We start from the raw sequence: 22,034 nt of genomic DNA on the forward strand, positions 1-22,034 counted from the left end.
CAAAACTAAACGTTATGAGAAAGTCTGTTCTATTAATCATGATGCTATTGGCTGTCAGCATGGCAGCAAACGCACAGAAATTTGCACTGATCGATACGGAATATATTATGAAGAATATTCCGGCAGCTCAAAGTGCTAATGAGCAAATGCAAAAAGCTACGAAAAAATACCAGAGTGAAGTAGAAGCTCTGGCTAAAGAAGCACAAAAGATGTTTCAGGACTATCAAGCAAAATCGTCCACTCTTTCTGCCACGCAAAAAACAAAGACAGAAGATGCAATCGTAGCGAAAGAAAAAAGAGCAGCCGAACTGAAGCGCAACTACTTTGGTCCGGAAGGCGAATTAGCCAAGATGAGAGAAAAGTTGATTACTCCGATTCAGGATGACATTTATGAAGCGGTAAAAGCTATATCACAGCAACATGGATATGATATGGTACTTGACAGAGCCTCTGCTACAGGTATAATATTTGCAAATCCACGCATAGATATTAGTGATGAAATCCTAAGAAAATTAGGATATTCAAATTAATTTCATACATTTGCAACTGAAAATAACTAAAAATCATTCAAATAAATTATAGAACTATGCTAAAAAAAATTGCACTTGTAATGTTGCTTGCACTCCCAATGGGGGTATTTGCACAGAACCTGAAATTCGGCCACATTAATGCACAGGAAATCATCACTGTGATGCCGGAATTCACCAAAGCTCAAAAGGATATTCAGACTTTAGAAAAACAACTTACTGCCGAACTACAGAGAACGCAGGAAGAATTCAACAAGAAATATCAGGAATTCCAACAAGCTATCGCTAAGGATTCTCTTCCCCCTAATATCGCTGAAAGAAGACAGAAAGAGTTGCAGGATATGATGCAGAGACAGGAGCAATTCCAACAAGATGCTCAACAGCAAATGGCGAAAGCACAAAATGATGCAATGGCTCCTATCTACCAGAAACTGGACAATGCCATCAAAGCTGTAGGTGCTGCTGAAGGCGTGATTTATATTTTCGATTTGGCAAGAACTTCGATTCCTTATGTGAACGAATCACAGAGCATCAACTTGACTAATAAGGTAAAAGCAAATCTGGGCATCAAATAAAATCTGATCAATAAATACCAGAAGAGAAAGAGAAAGAAGGAACATCTTCTTTCTCTTTCTCTTTTTTTGGCGTACATTTGCGTATATATAAATCAAGTTTGTCATGAAGCAACATCTATCCCATACGCCCGGCCCCATCGGAGTATTCGACTCCGGCTACGGAGGCCTGACCATCTTAGACAAGATTAGAGAAGTATTACCGGAATATGATTATATCTATTTGGGAGATAATGCACGTGCCCCCTATGGAACACGTTCTTTCGAAGTCGTATACGAATTTACCCGACAAGCCGTCAACAAACTGTTTGATATGGGATGTCATCTGGTTATATTAGCTTGCAATACCGCTTCTGCCAAAGCTTTGCGTAGCATCCAGATGAATGATTTACCCCAAATTGATCCTGCCCGCCGTGTGCTCGGAATCATCCGCCCCACTGTAGAATGTGTCGGAGAGATTAGTAAGAATCAGCATATCGGAGTACTGGCAACAGCAGGCACCATTAAATCCGAATCGTATCCATTAGAAATACATAAACTGTTTCCTGAAATTCAAGTCAGCGGAACAGCATGTCCGATGTGGGTATCCTTGGTTGAGAATAACGAATCAAAAGACGAAGGAGCAGACTATTTCATCCGAAAGTACATCAACCAATTACTGTCAAAAGATCCTCAAATAGATACTATCATCCTCGGATGCACCCATTTCCCCATACTTCTACCCAAAATCCGGCAATATATTCCAGATCATATCAGTGTAATTGCACAAGGTGAGTATGTGGCAGAAAGCCTGAAAGACTATCTGAAAAGACATCCCGAAATGGATGCCAAATGTACCAAGAATGGCAACTGCCAGTTTTACACAACCGAAGCGGAAGAAAAGTTTTCAGAATCGGCCTCTACTTTCCTGAGACAGCAGATTAGCGTAAAACATATCACGCTTGAATAATTTTTAAGTAAATAAATAACCATTTCTCTCTTTTTTTGCTATATTTGTAAATAACAACCCCTAATAAGTAAGCTCATGAAAGAAGAAGATTATAGCAAGACAATAGAAGTATTCTCCGGATCCCCTTGGGAAGCCGAGATCATTAAAGGGTTATTAGAAAGCAACAATATCCGATGTGTAATCAAAGATGGAATAATGGGGACATTGGCACCTTATATCGCTCCTTCCGTATCCGTCCTTGTGATAGAGGAAGAATACGAAGCAGCCATCAAGCTTATCAAAAGCCGGGATGAGAAAGGTCACGATTGATATGACCCGACCCTTCTTTGATATTCTCCAATGAGTTTGCATAGGAGAAGCGTATATATCCTTCCTCCCGTACCACAGTCCACCCCGGGAGTAATGTCGACATGTGCATGTTCGAGTACATCGAGCGCAAAGTGATAAGAGTCGGTGGTAAATTTGCGTGCGTTGGCAAAAATGTAAAATGTTCCTTGAGGTTCCTTTAATATCAAACCCCATTTTCCAAAGACAGATAATCATGTACCGGTGACGCTCATAAACAGCCTTTGCTACTTCCCTCACACCAAACTGCACATCAAAATCGGGTTCACCAACCTCCAAATAAGCAATATCAACACCTTGTTTCTATAGTTCGTTTGCTCTCTCCAATACATTCATTATGATGAAGGAAGTTATCTGTTCCACTCATAGATTTGTATGTTTCATTGTTTATCTTTTTTCTATCCAGCTGCAAAGATGATTCTTTTTAGCCTGTCTTTGGTAGCATATCGGCAAAAAGATTTATATTTGTGCTTTCAAATCGTTAGTAAGGATGAAACAGGAATTTACACGAATCGCAGTAAAAGTAGGAAGCAATGTATTGACACGCCGTGATGGAACGCTGGACGTTACCCGTATGTCGGCACTTGTCGACCAGATAGCGGAATTACATAAGTCCGGGGTGGAAATTATTCTGATTTCTTCGGGAGCTGTTGCTTCGGGACGCAGTGAAATGCATCCGCTGAAAAAACTCGATAGTGTAGATCAACGCCAGTTATTTTCTGCTGTAGGTCAAGCCAAACTACTCAACCGTTACTACGAACTTTTCCGAGAACACAATATCCCTGTCGGTCAGGTACTGACAACGAAAGAAAGTTTTGGCACTCGTCGCCATTATCTGAATCAGAAGAATTGCATGACGATAATGCTTGAAAACAATGTCATTCCTATTGTCAACGAAAACGATACGATTTCCGTCAGCGAGCTGATGTTCACCGATAATGATGAATTGTCCGGACTCATCGCTTCCATGATGGATACACAAGCACTCATTATCCTAAGTAATATCGACGGAATTTACAATGGTTCTCCCTCCGATCCAAATTCTTCTGTTATCCGGGAGATCGGTCACGGAAAAGACTTATCCAACTATATTCAGACAACTAAATCCAGTTTTGGGCGGGGGGGAATGTTGACGAAAACCAATATTGCCCGCAAAGTTGCTGATGAAGGTATTACAGTGATTATTGCCAACGGAAAACGGAATAATATCCTGGTAGATCTGTTACAGTATCCTGAAAAGACTCTTTGTACACGTTTTATACCGTCAGACGAACCCGTGTCCAGTATCAAAAAATGGATTGCCCATAGCGAAGGTTTTGCCAAAGGGAAAATTCACATCAATGAATGCGCTACAGAAGTTCTAAACTCTGAAAAAGCTGCCAGCATCCTTCCGATCGGAATCACTCATATTGAAGGTGAATTTGAGAAAGATGACATTGTGCGTATCATTGATTTTCAAGGAAACCAGGTCGGTGTTGGGAAAGCGAACTGCAACTCCAAACAGGCACAAGAAGTGATTGGCAAGCATGGAAAGAAACCAGTAGTACACTATGACTATCTATACATTGAATAATCATCAATAGGGATATTGCTTCTTAAAATTGCTTCATTTCAGTTTTATTTTAACAATTAAATATACCAACTTTGCATTTAGACTTTACATAAACCTTTATGCAACCTTTTGAGAGATCTGTCTTGTTTGCAAGGTTCGTTGACCGAGTTAATAATTAATTATATACAGGGTTGACAGTTTCTGTCTTAAAAGAAAGTACTATAAATAACTATCCAACATTTATTTTGTTTTTCAACAGATTTTATTCACATCATTCACTATATTTGCATAGTTTATCTTTCCATTTAATGCAAAAAAGGAGCAAATGACTACAGATTTAAACGAAACCTTTGCTGCCGTACAGGCAGCAAGTCGGGAATTAGCCTTGCTGAGCGATGACACCATCAATCAGATTTTAAGCGCAGTGGCTGACGCAGCAGTTGCAGAAACGTCTTCCATTCTCGCCGAGAATGAAAAGGATCTCGCACGAATGGACAAAAATAATCCGAAGTACGACCGATTGAAGTTAACGGAAAAACGTTTGAAAGACATTGCAGCGGATACACGTAATGTAGCTACACTCCCCTCTCCTTTAGGTAAAGTACTGAAAGAAACTGTTCGTCCCAATGGAATAAAGCTGACTAAGGTCAGCGTTCCTTTTGGAGTGATAGGGATTATCTATGAAGCACGCCCTAATGTCAGCTTCGATGTATTCTCTCTTTGTCTGAAGAGTGGAAACGCTTGCCTTTTGAAAGGTGGAAGTGACGCAGACTGTTCTAACCGCGCTATTATCAGAGTGATTCATGAAGTACTGAAAAGATTCAATATCAATCCACATATTGTAGAACTGCTTCCGACCGACAGAGAGGCTACGGCAGCACTACTAAATGCAGTAGACTATGTCGATCTGATTATCCCCAGAGGGAGTAGCAGGCTCATTAACTTTGTACGTGAGAATGCGAAGATTCCTATTATTGAAACAGGAGCTGGTATTTGCCATACTTACTTTGACGAGTTTGGAGATGCAAGTAAGGGGGCGGATATTATCCACAATGCCAAGACACGTAGGGTAAGTGTATGCAATGCATTAGATTGTACCATCGTACATGAGAAAAGATTGACAGAGCTTCCTGTACTTTGCCAAAAGTTGAAAGACAGCAATGTAATTATTTATGCTGACCCACAGGCTTATCAAGCATTAGAAGGACATTATCCTGCCGAACTCTTGCAGCATGCAAAGGCAGAAAGTTTCGGGACGGAATTCTTGGATTATAAAATGGCTGTCAAAACCGTAAAAAGCTTTGAAGACGCCTTGGGGCACATCCAGGAAAACAGTTCGAAGCATAGTGAATGTATCATCACGGAAAACAAGGAGCGTGCTGCACTGTTTACAAAGATGGTTGATGCAGCTTGTGTATATGCAAATGTATCCACAGCTTTCACCGACGGTGCACAATTCGGCTTAGGAGCCGAAATAGGCATCAGCACGCAAAAACTGCATGCACGAGGGCCGATGGGATTGGAAGAAATCACTTCTTATAAATGGGTCATCGAAGGAGATGGGCAGACTAGAAGAAGTTAAGAGTTGAGAATTTAGAATAGGATATTGAAAATTCAAAAGATAAAAGATATGAAAAAATTTACTTGTGTACAAGACATTGGCGATTTAAAATCAGCCATCGAAGAATCGTTCATAATTAAGAAAGACCGTTTCAAATATGTAGAATTGGGAAGAAACAAGACATTGATGATGATCTTCTTCAACTCTAGCTTGCGTACCCGCCTCAGCACACAGAAAGCCGCGCTCAATCTGGGGATGAATGTAATGGTATTGGATATCAACCAAGGTGCTTGGAAACTGGAAACTGAACGGGGCGTTATCATGGATGGTGACAAACCGGAACATTTATTAGAAGCCATCCCTGTGATGGGATGCTACTGCGATATAATTGGAGTACGTTCTTTTGCCCGTTTTGAGAATCGTGATTTCGATTATCAAGAGACCATTCTGAATCAATTTATCCAATATTCCGGACGTCCGGTATTCTCTATGGAAGCTGCCACTCGCCATCCGTTACAGAGTTTTGCCGACTTGATCACTATCGAAGAATATAAGAAAACAGCACGTCCTAAAGTAGTTATGACATGGGCTCCACATCCACGTCCATTGCCTCAGGCTGTTCCTAATTCCTTTGCCGAATGGATGAATGCAACGGATTACGAATTTGTCATCACTCATCCCGAAGGTTATGAGCTTGATCCACAATTCGTAGGTAACGCAAAAATAGAATATGACCAGATGAAAGCTTTTGAAGGAGCCGACTTCATATATGCCAAAAACTGGGCTGCTTATTCTGGCGACAACTATGGACAGATACTGAGCAAAGATCGTGATTGGACTGTCAGCGACCGTCAAATGGCCGTAACCAACCATGCTTATTTCATGCACTGCCTGCCTGTTCGCAGAAATATGATTGTAACAGATGATGTCATTGAAAGTCCTCAATCTATTGTGATTCCTGAAGCTGCCAACCGTGAAATCTCGGCAACTGTCGTCCTGAAAAGACTATTGGAAGCCTGAAACAACCCTTAAAATGAGGATGTCGTAACTTTCATCAATAAAAATCACCCTCGCTACGGGCCGTTGTAACAAGGGTTATTCGATCAAAGAGGAGTTATGACACCTCATTTTTCTATATCTTTACCTGCTTCCTTCCAGGAATTAAATCCTTTATCAAGCTCAAAGACTTTATATCCCTTTTTGCTCAAAATTGCCGCAGCCTTCTTGCTTCGTTTACCACTACGGCAATATACAGCTACCGGTTTATCTTTTCGCAACAATGAATCAACCATTAAAGCAAAAGAGTCATCCATCACATTGATGTTGATTGTCTTCGTGATATGCCCCTCCGAATATTCCGCAAGCGTACGAACATCCAAACGTTGCATATCCTCATTCTGAAGAAGAGCATCAAACTCCTCTACATTCATTGATTGAAAATCACCTTTCTGCTGACAAGAGAAAAGGGAAGAGAGAAATAAAAATATTCCCACGATTAATTGATTCAATTTAAACATATATACATTCCATTATTCAATTCTGCCCCGGAGTATAGTCAAACCCGGGATCACAGTACTTATCTGATTCGATTGCAGAGCCCTCCTTATCATACGCATAATATTTAAATTTAATCTTTATCGTCTGACCCGGATTCTCCTCATCTCTATATTGAGCCAAAGGAACAGAAATGTAAGCACGCCGATTATAATATTCTCCATCACTGTTCGCATCATGATATAACAACATATTTACAATGCCATTTGTTTTAAGTTCGGACACATCTTCCACTATACCGAAAACATGTCCCTTAGCCGTACTGACCTTGAGATTCAAAATCATATTCAGATAATCCCTCCCAAGCCAAATACTGACCACCTCTACCGGGTCTAGCTTTATACCATCCTTGTAAACCGGATCATCTTCCGGCTTAGGCACTGGCGTTATGAGCGATTGCAAAGAATATATGGTAGCAGCGTTCCCACCGGAAAGCACCTCATAATTACTCATTACACGTTTGGAAGTATTTGGAGAGATAATAGAGCCCGTACGGTCTTCCGAAACAGCCAAGACTTCTCCCTTATCAGGAATAAGCGTTTGTATGCGACCGTCTTCTCCCGCCTCAACAGTCACAAATTCCAGTTTCACCGGAGGATAATAATAGTCATCATCTCCACAGGCAGCCATCAGGAAAAGCCATATCCACAACCAAACAATATGTAACATTCTTCTTATCATCGGCAAGCTGCTAAATAATTAATTAACGGATTGGAATACATCAATAACAACTTCTCACGCAAAAAGTCTTCATCCTTATTCGGAATCTTGATCTTTGCCAATTGTTGTTCAATATAGTTCATAAACTGCAACTTCTCTTCTTCCGTGTAATTGGACACGAATTCCGTTGTGCCATTCAGCCAATCATACGCCACATAATTTCCCGGATATATCCGGTAATTACGATGGATGCGGCGATCAAGACAGGCAGAAATACGGGCAAACAAGTCCGGCTTCGACAAGGAACGGTCCAAGCCTTGCAAGTCATCATTCAGACAAGGAGCTACCTGAAAATGTACTCTGCCCTTATATCCGAAAAGTCCGGTCTGCATATTGATCAAATCGTCCTGCGTCGTCTTTTTATATCCTTCAATGTCTCTCTTCAGCTGAAACTCTTGCGCTTTCAAAAAATCACACGGATCATATTCGTATGAGATGGCAAGTGGAGCAATATTCATTTCTATCAGACGGTCTATCAGTTCACCTTCACCTCCCATTGCCAACATTTTCAGTACGCTGTCTTGCGTACGGTCATTCGAATCTTTGGCACGTCCTTCACGCTGCGCAATCCAAATGGACTGTTTCTTCTCTGAAATGGTATAATGCATATAGCGGGACATACGCGCTGAAGATTCCAACATCTGACGCATGGTCAATGCCCGCTGCACAATAAATGATTTATTGACACGCACCAGTTTCTTAATCCAAGGATAAATAAGCAAATTGTCTCCAATCGCTATTTCTACCGTATCCATACCATGGTCAATCAACAAAATAGAGAGAAAACCCGAATCGAGGATAATATCTCTATGATTCGATATATACGTATAAGCTTTGCTTTTGTCCGGTATGGCGGTATGATCCAGTGTCAGTCCGGCAGTATGATCTGCCGCTATCTTCCACAAAATGTCATAGCAAAATGCCTCCTGAAAATCAAGTTTAGTCTTACAGGCACGCATTTTCTGCGCCAGAAGTTCAAATGGAACGTTCGGTATGACACCGATAACAGCTTTCTGAAAAGCCGGATCGGCAATCAACTCCTCAAAGATTTGAGGAAGTTCCTCATCATTGTAAGGACGAATTTCATTAAACTCTGTCAGATCCATCATGTGATTAAAATTTGTTTTCGATAATATCAGTCATCACATCCTTTATATCCAGTCCGGCAGCACGCACTTGCTGAGGAATAAAACTGGTAGCAGTCATTCCCGGAGTAGTGTTCACTTCGAGAAGATTTAGTTTTTCACCGGCAGTCACAATGTAATCTACACGGATAATGCCGGAACAACCTAATATATCATAGATAGCTGAAGTCAGCATCTGTACGCGTTTGGTCAATTCATCCGAAATACGTGCAGGAGTGATTTCATCTACCTGTCCATTATATTTAGCATCATAATCAAAGAACTCATTGTGAGTCACTACTTCCGTAGGCGGAAAGATAACCGTCTTATCTTTTGTCTTATAACAGCCGCAAGTCAGTTCCGTTCCGTCCATAAACGCTTCCACAATCACCTCCTCCGCTTCCCCGAAAGCTTTCACAATGGCCGGTTGTATCTGTTCCTTTGTTTTCACTTTCGTAACCCCGAAACTCGAACCTCCCAAACTAGGCTTGATAAAACAAGGCAGCCCAATCTTTTCCACTACCTCCTCATCAGAAACCGATTGTCCCTGACGCAGCAGCAATGATTCGGCAATGCGTACGCCAAAAGCTTTCAGATACTGGTTACATGCAAATTTATCATAGGTAATAGCGGCAGCCAATACCCCACAACAAGAATACGGAATACGCATCATGTCGAAATAGCCTTGCAGGCGACCATCCTCACCCGGTGTACCATGAATGGTGATATAAGCAAAATCGAACACTACCTTCTCCGTCCCGTTCGTAAAGCTAAAATCATTTCTGTCCACCGGAACTCTGTTTCCGTCCGGCAATTGTACTTCCCAGCGGCGACCTTCCATCTCCACAATGTACAAATTATACTTTTCCTTATCAATAAAGGAATAAATACCCTGTGCACTACGCAGGGAAACTACAATTTCAGAGGTATCTCCTCCTGCTACGATAGCAATGTTGCGTTTCATTCTAATTCTCTATTACTTATATAGCCTCTCCACTTCTCGATAAGCCGGGTCATGTCATCCGGAAGTTCAGAAGTGAAATACATCTCTTCACCTGTAACGGGATGTACAAACCCCAACGTCATAGCATGCAAAGCCTGCCGGGGACAAGTGTCAAAGCAATTATTTACAAACTGTTTGTATTTACTAAAATGGGTTCCTTTCAATATCTCATGACCGCCATATCGTTCGTCATTGAACAGCACATGACCGATATGTTTCATGTGGACACGAATCTGATGAGTACGCCCTGTCTCAAGTATACACTCCACAAGGGTTACGTATCCGAGTCTTTCCAGTACGCGATAGTGTGTAACCGCATATTTCCCCACTGTCGGATCGGACATCACCGCCATCTGCATCCGATCTTTCGGATTACGGGCAATATTTCCGATAATCGTTCCCTCATCCTGTTCCACAATGCCCCACACCAAAGCACGGTATTTACGTTTGGTAGTCTTATTGAAGAATTGAATTCCCAGATTTGTTTTAGCATCCGGTGTCTTGGCAATCACCAGTAAGCCCGAAGTATCCTTATCAATGCGATGAACAAGTCCCACGTGCGGGTCATTGGCATCATACTCCGGTATATCCTTCATGTGCCAAGCCAGCGCATTGACCAATGTACCGTGATAGTTTCCGTGTCCCGGATGCACGACTAGTCCCGCCGGTTTATTCACAACTATCAGATAAGGGTCTTCATAGACAATAGTAAGGGGAATGTCTTCAGGAATAATTTCATTTTCATACCGGGGACGATCCATCATCACCGTAATGACGTCCAGCGGTTTCACTTTATAGCTACTCTTCACCGGTTTACCATTGGCCATAACGAACCCCTCTTCTGCAGCCTTCTGAATGCGGTTGCGCGAAGCATTGACAATACGTTCGAACAGATATTTGTCGACTCTGACCATCGCCTGCCCCTTGTCTACAACCACGCGAAAGTGTTCGTAAAGCTGGGATTCGTCACCGACAGGTTCTATATCATCCAAATCATTTTCCAGTACATCCGGAAGTTCTTCCTCTATCATTCGAGTCCGTTTCTGTTATTTATCCATTAAAACCAACTATCATCTTGGGTAGATGATGACTCCGACGTAACCGGCTTGGCCGTATCTACGGAAACATCGACCGAGTCCTCCGACATATCACCGGAGCCATCTCCTACCATCAATGTCAAAGAAGCTCCCATCGGAATCTTTTCTCCGGCGGACAACAGACGTTCCTGATACTTCACTCCATATACCCAATCCTTCTCGCCATTTACCAGTTGAATCTGATTCAACTTGAAACCCGCATTCAGCAATTTAGCTTGTGCCTGACGGAGAGAACTATTATCCGCCACATCAGGAATTACACGTAAGGGAACATCCAATGTATTGACAGTCAAATATATCGTACGCCCTTCCTTCACCTTCTCACCAGCTCCCGGTTTCAGTTCAAGAATAACGCCTGCCGCTTTATCCTTGACATATCTCGTATCGGAAATCACATACACCAAACCATGATTTCGGAACATCTTTGTAGCCTCTTTTACAGTCATTCCTTTCACATCAGGAACCACGACAGTCTCACCATGATGTGTATATACATCAAGCCATCTCAGCACACCGAATATCACCACTACTACCACTACAATCATGGCGATAATATTCAACCCAAAAAATTTATTTGTTTTAAAAGAAAAAAAATCTTTAATAGCCATACGCATTGCTGTTAATATGAGCCAAAGATACGACAAAATAGTTGAACTTTAAAAAAGTAGGCGACGAAAAATGTCCCTATATGCTTATAAGAACACCTACCATCGCCATAATTGTTGCAACTATAATCCCCACTTTTATAGATTTCACAACCTTATATAATTATACGGAATTCAGATCCCGGATATACTCTTCCATAACATTTGTCCGCCCATAGACTTTATCAGTCGACAAAGAAAATCAAAAAGTCAGAGATAAGAGTAAACCATACAGCCTTTGTAACATACAATTCTTCTGAAAACAAAAAGGCGGAAATCCAATTCTCCGCCTTTTTTGTTTCCTGATGACAAGTGATTACCACTTTTGTCCATTGTACTCATCAGAAACAGTCAGTTTCTTTCTGCCTTTTGCACGACGAGCGGCTAATACTCTACGACCATTAGCCGATGCCATTCTCTCACGGAAACCGTGTTTGTTCTTTCTCTTTCTGTTAGAGGGTTGAAATGTTCTTTTCATTACTATATCTTGTTTTTATGTTATTATTCCACGTAATCGGGCTGCAAAAATAGGCACTTTTTTTAAATTAACCAAGAGATAACTCATTTTTGCTCAAAAGTTTTTGTGTTTTTTACTGATTTAGATTACTTTTGCACTCAAATTTCTGTAATAACAATTAAACAACAATAATATAATAAGAAAAATAGCAGTATGATTAATGCTCAAGACATCAAAAACGGAACTTGTATCCGTATGGACGGAAAGCTCTATTTCTGTATTGAATTCCTGCATGTAAAACCAGGTAAAGGTAATACTTTCATGCGTACAAAACTGAAAGATGTAGTTAGCGGGTACGTTTTAGAACGCCGTTTCAACATCGGTGAAAAGTTGGAAGATGTACGTGTAGAACGTCGTCCTTATCAGTTTTTATATAAAGAAGGAGAAGATTATATCTTTATGAACCAGGAGACATTCGACCAACATCCTATCTCTCACGATCTGATCAATGGTGTCGACTTTTTACTCGAAGGTATGGTGGTAGATGTTGTTTCTGACGCTTCTACCGAAACTGTACTTTATGCAGATATGCCGATCAAAGTTCAAATGAAAGTAACTTACACAGAACCAGGATTGAAAGGTGATACAGCTACTAATACCCTAAAACCTGCCACTGTAGAATCCGGCGCAACTGTACGCGTTCCATTGTTTATCAACGAAGGCGAAACAATTGAAATCGATACCCGCGACGGTTCTTATGTAGGACGTGTGAAAGCATAATCCACATAAAAAAATAGCCGGTAATCTTTGGACTACCGGCTATTTTTATGTCTTTACAGATGATTTTTTATTTATATCCTGCCGCTTTGGCAATTCTCTTCGGAATTTCAGTATTATCTATCTTTTCACCGAACAGATCAGCACCGGCTCCGATAGCAAACACAGGAATAAAACCTGCAGAGTGTCCGCCACTCACCCAACCTACCATAGCTATTTCATCCATAACCTCTTTGGCACGTGCAGCCATCGGTTCACTCTTTGAGTACAAACTTTCAGCAAATACCACCTTATTTCTCACGAATGACTTCTCGAACTCATCACGCAACTTCTTTTCCTGCTCCCAAGAGATGGGGAATTGCTTCCAGAAACCCATTTCCTCACCGAGGAATGTTTTCATATCTTCCCAAGTCACTTTATTGCCTTTTGATTTTCTCAATTCACTGATGCGTTTCGAAAGTTCGTCAGCAGAATGTTTCTGATATTGCAATGCTTTCAAATTCAGTGCATACTGTCCCGTACCGAGTACAATACCGCCAGTTTCATGGTCCGCAGTGACTACAATCAGTGTTTCTTTCGGATGTTTCTTATAGAATTCGTAGGCTACTTTGATTGCATCATCCATATCTTTCACTTCATTAAACACAGTAGCGGCATCATTGGAGTGGCAAGCCCAGTCAATCTTCCCGCCTTCTACCATCAAAAAGAAACCTTTGTTCTTGCCTTTAGTCAGGAAATCGATAGCACTCTCAGTAATCTGCGCCAATGTCAAATCACCTTCTTTACGGTCAATAGCATAAGGCAAACAAGACGGATTGGCACCTTCTTCCTGAATAAGAATCATTTTGTCAGCTTTACCGGCTTTCGCCTTGTAGTCATTATATCCACGTGCCACTGTATATCCAGCTTCTTCAAAGATCGGATAAATACTCGGAGCTTTCTTCTTATCAAAAGAAGTAGTCGGCTTCAGGAAACCACCACCTGCATAAAAGTCGAAATTTGCTTTCGGCAAGTCAAGGGCGATTTCATAATACATATTACGGTCCGGCTGGTGTGCATAAAATGCAGCAGGGGTGGCATGATCTACACTGACAGAGGTAGTGATACCTACTTTCTTGCCTGCTTTCTTAGCTTTCTCGGCTACAGTCTGAATCGCATTCTTATCTTCTCCCACAGCAATAGCATGATTATACGTTTTCTGTCCCGTTGCCAGTGCAGTACCCGCAGCAGCAGAGTCGGTTACAGAATTTGTTGCAGAGAAAGTAGTTGCCATGGTAGCGACCGGGAATTGGGTAAATAACAAAGGCTCGATGCCAATGCGTCCGTTCTGAAGCTCAGCCTGATACATCTCCGTACCATTTACCTGATTCACTCCCATTCCATCACCGATGAAATAAAATACGTACTTTGCCTGTCCGTTTGCTACAACGGAAATAAGGACAAAGAACAATGAGTAAATTAACTTTTTCATTCCTTAATAATTTTATTGTTAGATTAGTTGTCTACAAAGGTAGAAAAAAAGATATGCAGTGACAATCGAACACTAATATAAATAACGGATATTACCTTCCTTTATAGGCCTTATTCACCTTAATATATTACAAATTACAGATTCATCACATTCTGCTCAAAACAGTCTTTATCACCGACAGCCTTATTGCGCATCCGGCTACGGTAATTATAAATGGTTGCTAAAGAATAGCCCAAGAAATGAGCAATCTTGTTACTGTCTACTACCCCTAAGCGGATTAGTGCAAAGATACGAAGTTCCGTGGTCAGAAGTTCGTTAGATTTCGGATATATGCGTCCCTCTTCTACCAGCAGTTCATTAAAAGAAGTAATAAAATTGGGGAAAAGCTTCAAGAAAGACCTATCGAACTCATTATAAAATTCATTTCGCTCATCACGGATGAACTGTTCGGACTTTATGGCTTTGAACAGGTCTTCGATGCGGGATGCCATAGCCAATTTGGCTAATGAACGACGATAAGTCTCCAGCTTATCCAAATAGCTGACACATCTGTCCAAATAACGAGCGATATATACTTCTTTGATTTTTCCCGTCTGTTCCAGTTCTTTATTTACTACCTGCATCTGTTTGTTCGCCACCCTTAAATCACGCCGCATGACAGACAGCTTTTTCATCCAACGATACAAATAGAAAACGGCAATAAGGAGGAAGAAAGACAGCATACTGACACTAATAAGCATTGCCTGAAAAATAGCACGCTCTTTCTCTTCCTTCAGTTTATAAGCCTTATCTATAATAGGAAAGAACTCTGTCACCTCGATAAAACGCAAACGAGCATTACAGGCTACGGCATCTTCCATCGAACAACTCAGATATTTGTAAGCACGATCTACATCACCCAATTCATACATCAAATATGCCAGCTTCTGCAACGCAGCATACTCCCTGACAGAAGATTCCAAATCGGCGATAGCCGTCAATATCAAATAATAAATTTCCTTCTCCTTATCTTTCTTCATGCCGTACGCTTCAGATATTGTGTAATAGATATAAACTTTTTGGCGTTCGTCAACCATATCTTTCAGCGCATCACCAAGCATCACCAAAGCAGAATCAGCTTTACCTGTAACTATACATTTCTCCGCTAATACAATCGTACGGTTTATTTCAGGAGACATCACACTAATGATAGAATCGCGGTATAAGTCTGTTTTTTCCAGATATTTCTTTTTTTCTTCTTTATTGGTGGTATAATCGGCAAGCCAGCCATAGCAGGCACGATAAGTCTGATAATAGGCCAGCAACGTTTGTTTGTCCAGTTTCTCCGAGTTTATTTTCTTCAATTCTTCCATAGCTTCAATATACATTCCCATCACCCCCAATGCCGTCACACGATCAATTACAATCTCATTCGCTAACTCCGGGCAGTTCAGTTGAGGGAGAATTTGCTGTCTCTTATTGATATAATGAAGCGCAGAGTCTGCCTGATAATGAAGATAAACATCAAACAAAGAACCATACAACCGATATTTATCAGCAAATGTAACCGAATGAGCCAGTTGCACTTTCAGCGCATCAATAGTCTTCTCTTTCTCAATCTGAAAAACTTCTTTCCTACTTATAATATCATCCAGCCTTCTAAGAACGACCTCATTATCAATCTGTTTGGCAGACAGGATAGTCGGACAAACGAAAAGAAAAGCTAAGATATAGGCTACATTCCTCATAGATTACTTTTTAAGATGCCACAAATATACGGAATATTGTAATGAACGTGAAAAATACGTTCAAAAGAATTTTTAATTCGAAATGATGCACATAATTACTTTAATGCGGCAAATCACACTCTGTCACAAAATGAAGCTTTCTCTTATTTGAGGAAGCTGCTCCAATGGAGAATAAGGAAATGAAGTCATAGTCAAAGGAAAACTGAAACACTTCACACCGAGCAAAGGCATCCATGTGTATGAAAGGAAACAAGGTGATAAATAAGTCGTCGTTTTCCTGAATAGAACAGAAATAAACTATCGACTTGAACACTCACCAGAAAATACTCCCCAATCCTTTCGCATACAATGTATTGGAAGATAAAAAAGTAGAATTAGAAAAGAATTTAACACTTCCGGGTCGTGAGATATACCTTTTATCCTTTTAAAAAAGTTCATCAGAACTTATATTTATCTGCATTCATAGAATAGTTATTCGTCTATAAATCAAAATAATAAAGGTTATACTAACTTGTATTTTTATTCTAATTGAAAAACTCGGTTCATACGGTCGCTACATTTGCAATATCCGAAACAAAAGGAATGAAATTATCAGTTAGCTCACAATTTAATACCATAAAAATAAAATGAAAAAGAATCTTTTATTCATCGCATTTCTCAGCATCTCGTTTATAGCGAATGCACAACAGAAACTGACTTCACCGGATGGAAATCTAGTAATGACCTTCCAGATTAACAAAGAAGGTGCTCCAACGTACGACTTAATTTATAAAGACAAAACTGTTATCAAGCCCAGCATCTTGGGACTGGAACTAAAAAAAGAAGATAATGCCCGTACAGATTTCGACTGGGTAGACCGCCGGGATCTGACCAAGCTTGATTCAAAGACGAACCTTTATAACGGATTCGAAGTGAAAGACATCAAGACTTCCACACTCGACGAAATCTGGCGACCAGTATGGGGAGAGGAAAAAGAAATCCGCAATCATTATAACGAGCTGGCAGTCACGCTGTATCAGCCCATGAACGACCGTTCTATCCTTATTCGTTTCCGGTTGTTTAATGACGGCTTAGGATTCCGCTACGAATTCCCGCAGCAGAAATCCTTGAACTACTTCATCATCAAAGAAGAACATTCCCAGTTTGCAATGTCAGGTGACCACATCGCTTACTGGATACCGGGTGATTATGACACTCAGGAATATGATTACACCATCTCCCGCCTGTCGGAAATCAGAGGTTTAATGAAAAAAGCCATTACTCCGAACTCTTCACAGACACCTTTCTCACAGACAGGCGTACAAACTGCGTTGATGATAAAAACAGATGACGGTTTATACATTAATCTTCACGAAGCCGCCCTTATCAATTACTCCTGCATGCACCTGAACCTGGACGACAAAAATATGGTATTCGAATCTTGGCTGACTCCGGACGCTAAAGGAGACAAAGGTCATCTGCAAACTCCCTGCAATACTCCGTGGCGTACCATTATCGTCAGCGATGATGCACGTGACATTCTTGCATCCCGCATCACTCTAAACCTAAACGAGCCTTGCAAAATCGCAGATGCCGCCACATGGGTGAAACCGATGAAATACATCGGCGTATGGTGGGATATGATCACCGGAAAAGGCTCATGGGCTTATACCGACGAACTGACCAGCGTAAAACTGGGTGAAACGAATTACTCTAAGACAAAACCTAATGGCAAGCACTCTGCCAGCACTGCTAATGTGAAACGCTATATTGATTTCGCCGCAGCCAACGGATTCGACGCTGTATTGGTAGAAGGCTGGAATGAAGGCTGGGAAGACTGGTTCGGCAACAGTAAAGACTATGTATTCGACTTCGTCACTCCATATCCGGATTTCGATGTAAAAGAAGTAAATCGTTATGCAGCAAGCAAAGGCGTCAAGATGATGATGCACCACGAAACTTCCGCATCTATCCGCAACTACGAACGCCATATGGACAAAGCTTACCAGTTTATGGTAGACAATGGCTACAATGCTGTAAAAAGCGGTTATGTAGGCAACATCATTCCTCGCGGTGAACACCACTACGGACAATGGATGAACAACCACTACCTGTATGCAGTAACGAAAGCAGCCGACTACAAAATCATGGTAAATGCCCATGAAGCAACCCGTCCGACAGGTATCTGCCGCACGTACCCCAACCTAATCGGCAACGAATCCGCACGCGGAACTGAATATGAGTCATTCGGTGGCAATAAGGTATATCACACCACTATACTTCCTTTCACCCGTCTGGTCGGTGGCCCTATGGATTATACTCCAGGAATCTTCGAAACTCATTGTAACAAGATGAATCCTGCAAACAATTCACTGGTACGTTCTACCATCGCCCGCCAATTAGCATTGTACGTAACTATGTACAGCCCTCTGCAAATGGCTGCCGATATCCCCGAAAACTACGAGCGTTTCATGGATGCTTTCCAATTTATCAAAGACGTGGCAATTGACTGGGACGAAACAAACTATCTGGAAGCAGAACCGGGAAAATATATCACTATCGCTCGTAAGGCAAAAGGTACAGGCGACTGGTATGTAGGTTGTACTGCCGGTGAGGACGGCCATACATCCAAACTGACATTCGATTTCCTCACACCGGGCAAACGATACATTGCCACAGTTTATGCGGACGCAAAAGATGCCGATTGGAAAGAAAATCCGCAAGCTTATACCATCAAAAAAGGTATCCTGACAAACAGAAGCAAACTGAACTTGCATGCTACCAACGGTGGTGGCTATGCCATCAGTATCAAAGAAGTAAAGGATAAATCAGAAGTAAAAGGATTGAAGAAACTTTAAGAACTAAGATTGAGAGAATATAGTTCTCAGTAGGTATTATTTAGAGAGAGAATTTTGATTTTTGATAAAATAACTTTAAATTAGAGACATGAAAAAGAGCTTAAGACTTAAAGCCCTACTCACATTATTGGTGGGACTCTTCCTTTCCATTGAAGCATTTGCCCAGCAAATAGCAGTCAAGGGGCATGTGAAAGACACAACGGGTGAACCTATCATCGGTGCGAACGTACTGGTAAAAGGTACAACCAATGGAACAATAACTGATTTCAATGGTAACTTTATGTTGAATGTACGGAAAGACGCCATTCTTTCCATTTCATTCGTCGGCTATAAATCTGCAGAGGTGAAAGCTGCTCCTTCAGTAATGGTTACATTGGAAGATGATTCTCAAGTACTGGACGCAGTAGTCGTTATCGGCTACGGCTCGGTGAAGAAGAATGATATGACCGGTTCGGTTACAGCCATCAAACCGGACAAGCTAAATAAAGGTTTGATTACCAACGCACAGGACATGATGACCGGAAAGATTGCCGGTGTGAGCGTCATCAGCAAAGGCGGAGCTCCGGGTGCAGGTGCAACAATTCGTATCCGAGGCGGTTCTTCACTGGCTGCGGAAAACGACCCGCTGATTGTAATCGATGGTCTGGCAATGGATAATAAAGGAGTGAAAGGTTTGTCCAACCCTCTATCCATGGTCAACCCTAATGATATTGAAAGCTTTACCGTATTGAAAGATGCTTCAGCTACCGCTATTTATGGTTCGCGTGCTTCCAATGGTGTTATCATCATCACAACGAAGAAAGGTCAGGCAGGTGCACGTCCCACCATCTCTTATGACGGCAATTTATCTGTCAGCAATGTAAAATCTACCGTTGATGTAATGGACGGAGACCAGTTTCGTTCTTTCATCAAAAACATTTGGGGAGAAGAAAGCGAAGCTTATAGCAAACTAGGAAACGGCAATACCGACTGGCAGAAAGAGATATTCCGCGCAGCCGTAAGTACAGACCATAACCTCACTATTTCCGGTGGATTAAAGAATATGCCTTACCGCGTTTCTTTCGGTTATACCAACCAGAATGGCATTGTGAAAACATCCAAGTTCGAACGTTATACGGCATCTGTCAGTCTGGCTCCTTCTTTCTTTAAAGACCATCTGAAAGTAAATGCCAACCTGAAAGGTATGATTGCCAAAAACCGTTATGCCGACGGTAATGCGGTAGGTTCTGCAGTCAGCTTTGACCCTACACAATCCGTCCGTTCCGATGATCCCTACCATCAATACTATTTTGACGGATATTTCCAATGGAATACGGATGCTTCTTCTTTGAATGACGACACATGGAAACGTACTTTTAACACCAATGCCCCCGGTAATCCGGTCGCCTTGATAGAAGAAAAAGACGATCGTGCCATCTCCAAATCTTTAATCGGTAATCTGGAACTGGATTATAAGTTTCATTTCTTGCCGGACTTGCACGCACACGTGAACGGTGGCATGGACCTCTCTACGGGTAAGCAATATACGGATGTCTCCCCCTATTCTTCGACCAACAACTATTATGGCAGCTATGGCTGGGAACAGAAAGACAAGTACAACCTCTCTTTGAACGCTTACCTGCAATACAACAAAGATTTTACCGACAAACATCGTTTCGATGTAATGGCAGGCTATGAATGGCAACACTTCCATGATACGTCCGACCAGGAATATTGGGGACTCTATCCACTGTCGAACAACGTGGTAGAGAACAGAGGTCAGCGTTACAACAATACCTCAAGTGGTTCGGCTACGGAAAGTTATCTGGTATCTTTCTTCGGTCGTGTCAATTACACACTGCTGGACCGTTACCTGTTTACGGCAACCGTACGCCAGGATGGTTCTTCCCGTTTCCACAAAAACAACCGTTGGGGATTGTTCCCGTCTTTTGCTTTGGGATGGAAGTTGAAAGAGGAAGCTTTCCTGAAAGACGTTGATGTACTTTCGGATTTAAAACTTCGTCTTGGCTATGGTATTACCGGTCAGCAGAATATCAATTCGGGCGACTATCCATATCTGGCTGTTTATGAGACAAACAAAGACGGGGCTTACTATCCTATCTTGGGAGAAGGAACCACTTACCGCCCGAATGCATACAACCCGGACTTGAAATGGGAAAAGACGACCACTTATAATGTAGGTCTGGACTTCGGATTCCTGAACAACCGCATCAACGGTGCTGTGGATTATTACTATCGCAAGACCACCGATTTGCTGAACAGCGTATTCGTTTCTGCCGGAACGAACTTCAAAAACAAGGTATTGTCCAACGTCGGTTCATTAGAAAATTCAGGTATCGAATTCTCTATTAATTCAAAACCGGTTGTAACTACCGACTGGACATGGGACCTTGGCTTCAATATCACTTACAATAAAAACGAAATCACCAAATTAACTACCGGAGATAGCGAAAATTATTATGTTGCTGCCGGAGACAATATCGGTGGAGGACGTGACATGAAAGCAATGGCACATACCGTAGGACATCCGGCTTCTTCCTTCTATGTTTACCAGCAAGTGTATGACGAGAACGGAAAGCCTATCGAAAACGAATTTGTAGACCGCAACGGAGACGGAACGATTAACGGTGACGACCGCTACTTCTACAAGAAGCCGACAGCCGATGTACTTATGGGACTTACTTCCCGTCTTTCATACAAGTCATGGGATTTCAGTTTCTCACTGCGCGCCAGTTTGAACAATTATGTATATAACTCTGTCGAAGCAGGTGGCTCCGACTGCAACCCGACTTCCATCTATTCATTCGGCGCACTTAACAACCGCCCGTTGATGGGAGTGGCAAACAATATCCAAAGCAAGAACGACAACACCTTGCTGTCCGATTACTTCGTTCAGAATGCCTCTTTCATGAAATGTGACAACATCACTTTGGGATACTCGTTCAAAAAGCTGTTCGGCGCTTCGATTGGCGGACGCGTATATGCAGCCGTACAGAACGTATTCACTATCACCAAATACAAAGGACTTGACCCTGAAGTAGAAAAGGGATTGGATAACAATATTTATCCACGTCCTCTGACTACGTTAATCGGTTTGAGCCTTAATTTCTAAACCTA

The 22,034-nt window shown here is 41.6% G+C and carries 19 protein-coding genes and 2 pseudogenes; 11 read left to right on the forward strand and 10 right to left on the reverse strand.

The features are described 5' to 3' along the window. The first annotated feature begins 14 nt into the window (after window positions 1-14). The 4 genes from AB9N12_RS04695 to AB9N12_RS04710 all read left to right on the forward strand — a co-directional run bounded on the left by AB9N12_RS04695 (window position 15) and on the right by AB9N12_RS04710 (window position 2,357). A complete protein-coding gene (locus AB9N12_RS04695) occupies window positions 15-530 on the forward strand; it encodes an OmpH family outer membrane protein (protein WP_369890107.1) in 516 nt (171 codons plus the stop codon). Window positions 531-586: 56 nt separating this feature from the next. Beyond that, window positions 587-1,102, forward strand: a complete 516-nt coding sequence (locus AB9N12_RS04700) for an OmpH family outer membrane protein (protein ID WP_369890109.1) — start codon at window positions 587-589, stop codon at window positions 1,100-1,102. A 103-nt stretch (window positions 1,103-1,205) separates the two neighbouring features. Next, on the forward strand, window positions 1,206-2,048 hold the full coding sequence (gene murI, locus AB9N12_RS04705) for a glutamate racemase (protein ID WP_369890111.1): 843 nt from the start codon (window positions 1,206-1,208) through the stop codon (window positions 2,046-2,048). Window positions 2,049-2,123: 75 nt separating this feature from the next. After that, window positions 2,124-2,357: a DUF2007-related protein gene (locus tag AB9N12_RS04710; RefSeq protein ID WP_369890113.1), complete on the forward strand. Its 234-nt coding sequence runs from the start codon at window positions 2,124-2,126 to the stop codon at window positions 2,355-2,357. Here AB9N12_RS04710 and AB9N12_RS04715 read toward each other — a convergent pair. Continuing rightward, window positions 2,326-2,612: pseudogene (locus AB9N12_RS04715) on the reverse strand (pyridoxal phosphate-dependent aminotransferase); the annotation flags it as partial. The gene AB9N12_RS04710 and the pseudogene AB9N12_RS04715 overlap by 32 nt on opposite strands. A gap of 271 nt (window positions 2,613-2,883) precedes the next feature. Here AB9N12_RS04715 and proB point away from each other — a divergent pair. From proB to AB9N12_RS04730, 3 genes are all read left to right on the forward strand, one after another. Next, on the forward strand, window positions 2,884-3,966 hold the full coding sequence (proB, locus tag AB9N12_RS04720) for a glutamate 5-kinase (protein WP_369890115.1): 1,083 nt from the start codon (window positions 2,884-2,886) through the stop codon (window positions 3,964-3,966). 304 nt (window positions 3,967-4,270) lie between these two features. Continuing rightward, window positions 4,271-5,527 (forward strand): glutamate-5-semialdehyde dehydrogenase, encoded by a 1,257-nt coding sequence (locus tag AB9N12_RS04725; protein WP_369890117.1) that lies wholly within the window; start codon window positions 4,271-4,273, stop codon window positions 5,525-5,527. A gap of 48 nt (window positions 5,528-5,575) precedes the next feature. Then, window positions 5,576-6,526: an acetylornithine carbamoyltransferase gene (locus AB9N12_RS04730; protein WP_369890119.1), complete on the forward strand. Its 951-nt coding sequence runs from the start codon at window positions 5,576-5,578 to the stop codon at window positions 6,524-6,526. 104 nt (window positions 6,527-6,630) lie between these two features. On the opposite strand, the gene AB9N12_RS04735 is transcribed toward AB9N12_RS04730, so the two are convergent. From AB9N12_RS04735 to rpmH, 7 genes are all read right to left on the reverse strand, one after another. Continuing rightward, window positions 6,631-7,023, reverse strand: coding sequence for a rhodanese-like domain-containing protein (locus AB9N12_RS04735; RefSeq protein ID WP_369890121.1), 393 nt, complete (start codon window positions 7,021-7,023; stop codon window positions 6,631-6,633). Window positions 7,024-7,039: 16 nt separating this feature from the next. Continuing rightward, entirely contained in the window at window positions 7,040-7,741 is a 702-nt protein-coding gene (locus AB9N12_RS04740; RefSeq protein WP_369890123.1) for a NigD-like protein, read from the reverse strand. Further along, window positions 7,738-8,886: an acyltransferase gene (locus tag AB9N12_RS04745; RefSeq protein WP_369892805.1), complete on the reverse strand. Its 1,149-nt coding sequence runs from the start codon at window positions 8,884-8,886 to the stop codon at window positions 7,738-7,740. Before AB9N12_RS04745 ends, AB9N12_RS04740 begins: the two co-directional genes overlap by 4 nt. A gap of 7 nt (window positions 8,887-8,893) precedes the next feature. Then, window positions 8,894-9,868: a D-alanine--D-alanine ligase gene (locus AB9N12_RS04750; RefSeq protein WP_369890125.1), complete on the reverse strand. Its 975-nt coding sequence runs from the start codon at window positions 9,866-9,868 to the stop codon at window positions 8,894-8,896. Continuing rightward, entirely contained in the window at window positions 9,865-10,938 is a 1,074-nt protein-coding gene (locus AB9N12_RS04755; RefSeq protein WP_369890127.1) for an RluA family pseudouridine synthase, read from the reverse strand. The genes AB9N12_RS04750 and AB9N12_RS04755 overlap by 4 nt, the downstream gene beginning before the upstream one ends. 26 nt (window positions 10,939-10,964) lie before the next feature. Further along, window positions 10,965-11,612, reverse strand: a complete 648-nt coding sequence (locus AB9N12_RS04760) for a PASTA domain-containing protein (protein ID WP_369890129.1) — start codon at window positions 11,610-11,612, stop codon at window positions 10,965-10,967. A 352-nt stretch (window positions 11,613-11,964) separates the two neighbouring features. Continuing rightward, window positions 11,965-12,126 carry a 50S ribosomal protein L34 gene (gene rpmH, locus AB9N12_RS04765; RefSeq protein WP_005678985.1) on the reverse strand — a complete coding sequence of 54 codons (162 nt, stop codon included), beginning with the start codon at window positions 12,124-12,126 and terminating at the stop codon, window positions 11,965-11,967. 192 nt (window positions 12,127-12,318) lie between these two features. Here rpmH and efp point away from each other — a divergent pair, with 192 nt between their 5' ends. Further along, window positions 12,319-12,885, forward strand: a complete 567-nt coding sequence (efp, locus tag AB9N12_RS04770) for an elongation factor P (RefSeq protein ID WP_369890131.1) — start codon at window positions 12,319-12,321, stop codon at window positions 12,883-12,885. 67 nt (window positions 12,886-12,952) lie between these two features. Here efp and AB9N12_RS04775 read toward each other — a convergent pair whose 3' ends face one another. Next, window positions 12,953-14,353 (reverse strand): alkaline phosphatase, encoded by a 1,401-nt coding sequence (locus AB9N12_RS04775; RefSeq protein WP_369890132.1) that lies wholly within the window; start codon window positions 14,351-14,353, stop codon window positions 12,953-12,955. A gap of 134 nt (window positions 14,354-14,487) precedes the next feature. Then, window positions 14,488-16,080, reverse strand: coding sequence for a DUF6377 domain-containing protein (locus AB9N12_RS04780; RefSeq protein ID WP_369890134.1), 1,593 nt, complete (start codon window positions 16,078-16,080; stop codon window positions 14,488-14,490). A 78-nt stretch (window positions 16,081-16,158) separates the two neighbouring features. On the opposite strand from AB9N12_RS04780, the pseudogene AB9N12_RS04785 reads away from it, so the two are divergent. The 3 genes and pseudogenes from AB9N12_RS04785 to AB9N12_RS04795 all read left to right on the forward strand — a co-directional run. Next, window positions 16,159-16,508, forward strand: a pseudogene (locus AB9N12_RS04785) (cyclomaltodextrinase C-terminal domain-containing protein); the annotation flags it as partial. A gap of 198 nt (window positions 16,509-16,706) precedes the next feature. Then, window positions 16,707-18,917, forward strand: a complete 2,211-nt coding sequence (locus tag AB9N12_RS04790; protein WP_369890136.1) for a glycoside hydrolase family 97 protein — start codon at window positions 16,707-16,709, stop codon at window positions 18,915-18,917. 88 nt (window positions 18,918-19,005) lie between these two features. Continuing rightward, window positions 19,006-22,029, forward strand: coding sequence for a SusC/RagA family TonB-linked outer membrane protein (locus tag AB9N12_RS04795; RefSeq protein ID WP_369890138.1), 3,024 nt, complete (start codon window positions 19,006-19,008; stop codon window positions 22,027-22,029). Window positions 22,030-22,034 lie beyond the last annotated feature (5 nt).

This window comes from Bacteroides sp. AN502(2024), assembly GCF_041227145.1.
Classification (GTDB): domain Bacteria; phylum Bacteroidota; class Bacteroidia; order Bacteroidales; family Bacteroidaceae; genus Bacteroides.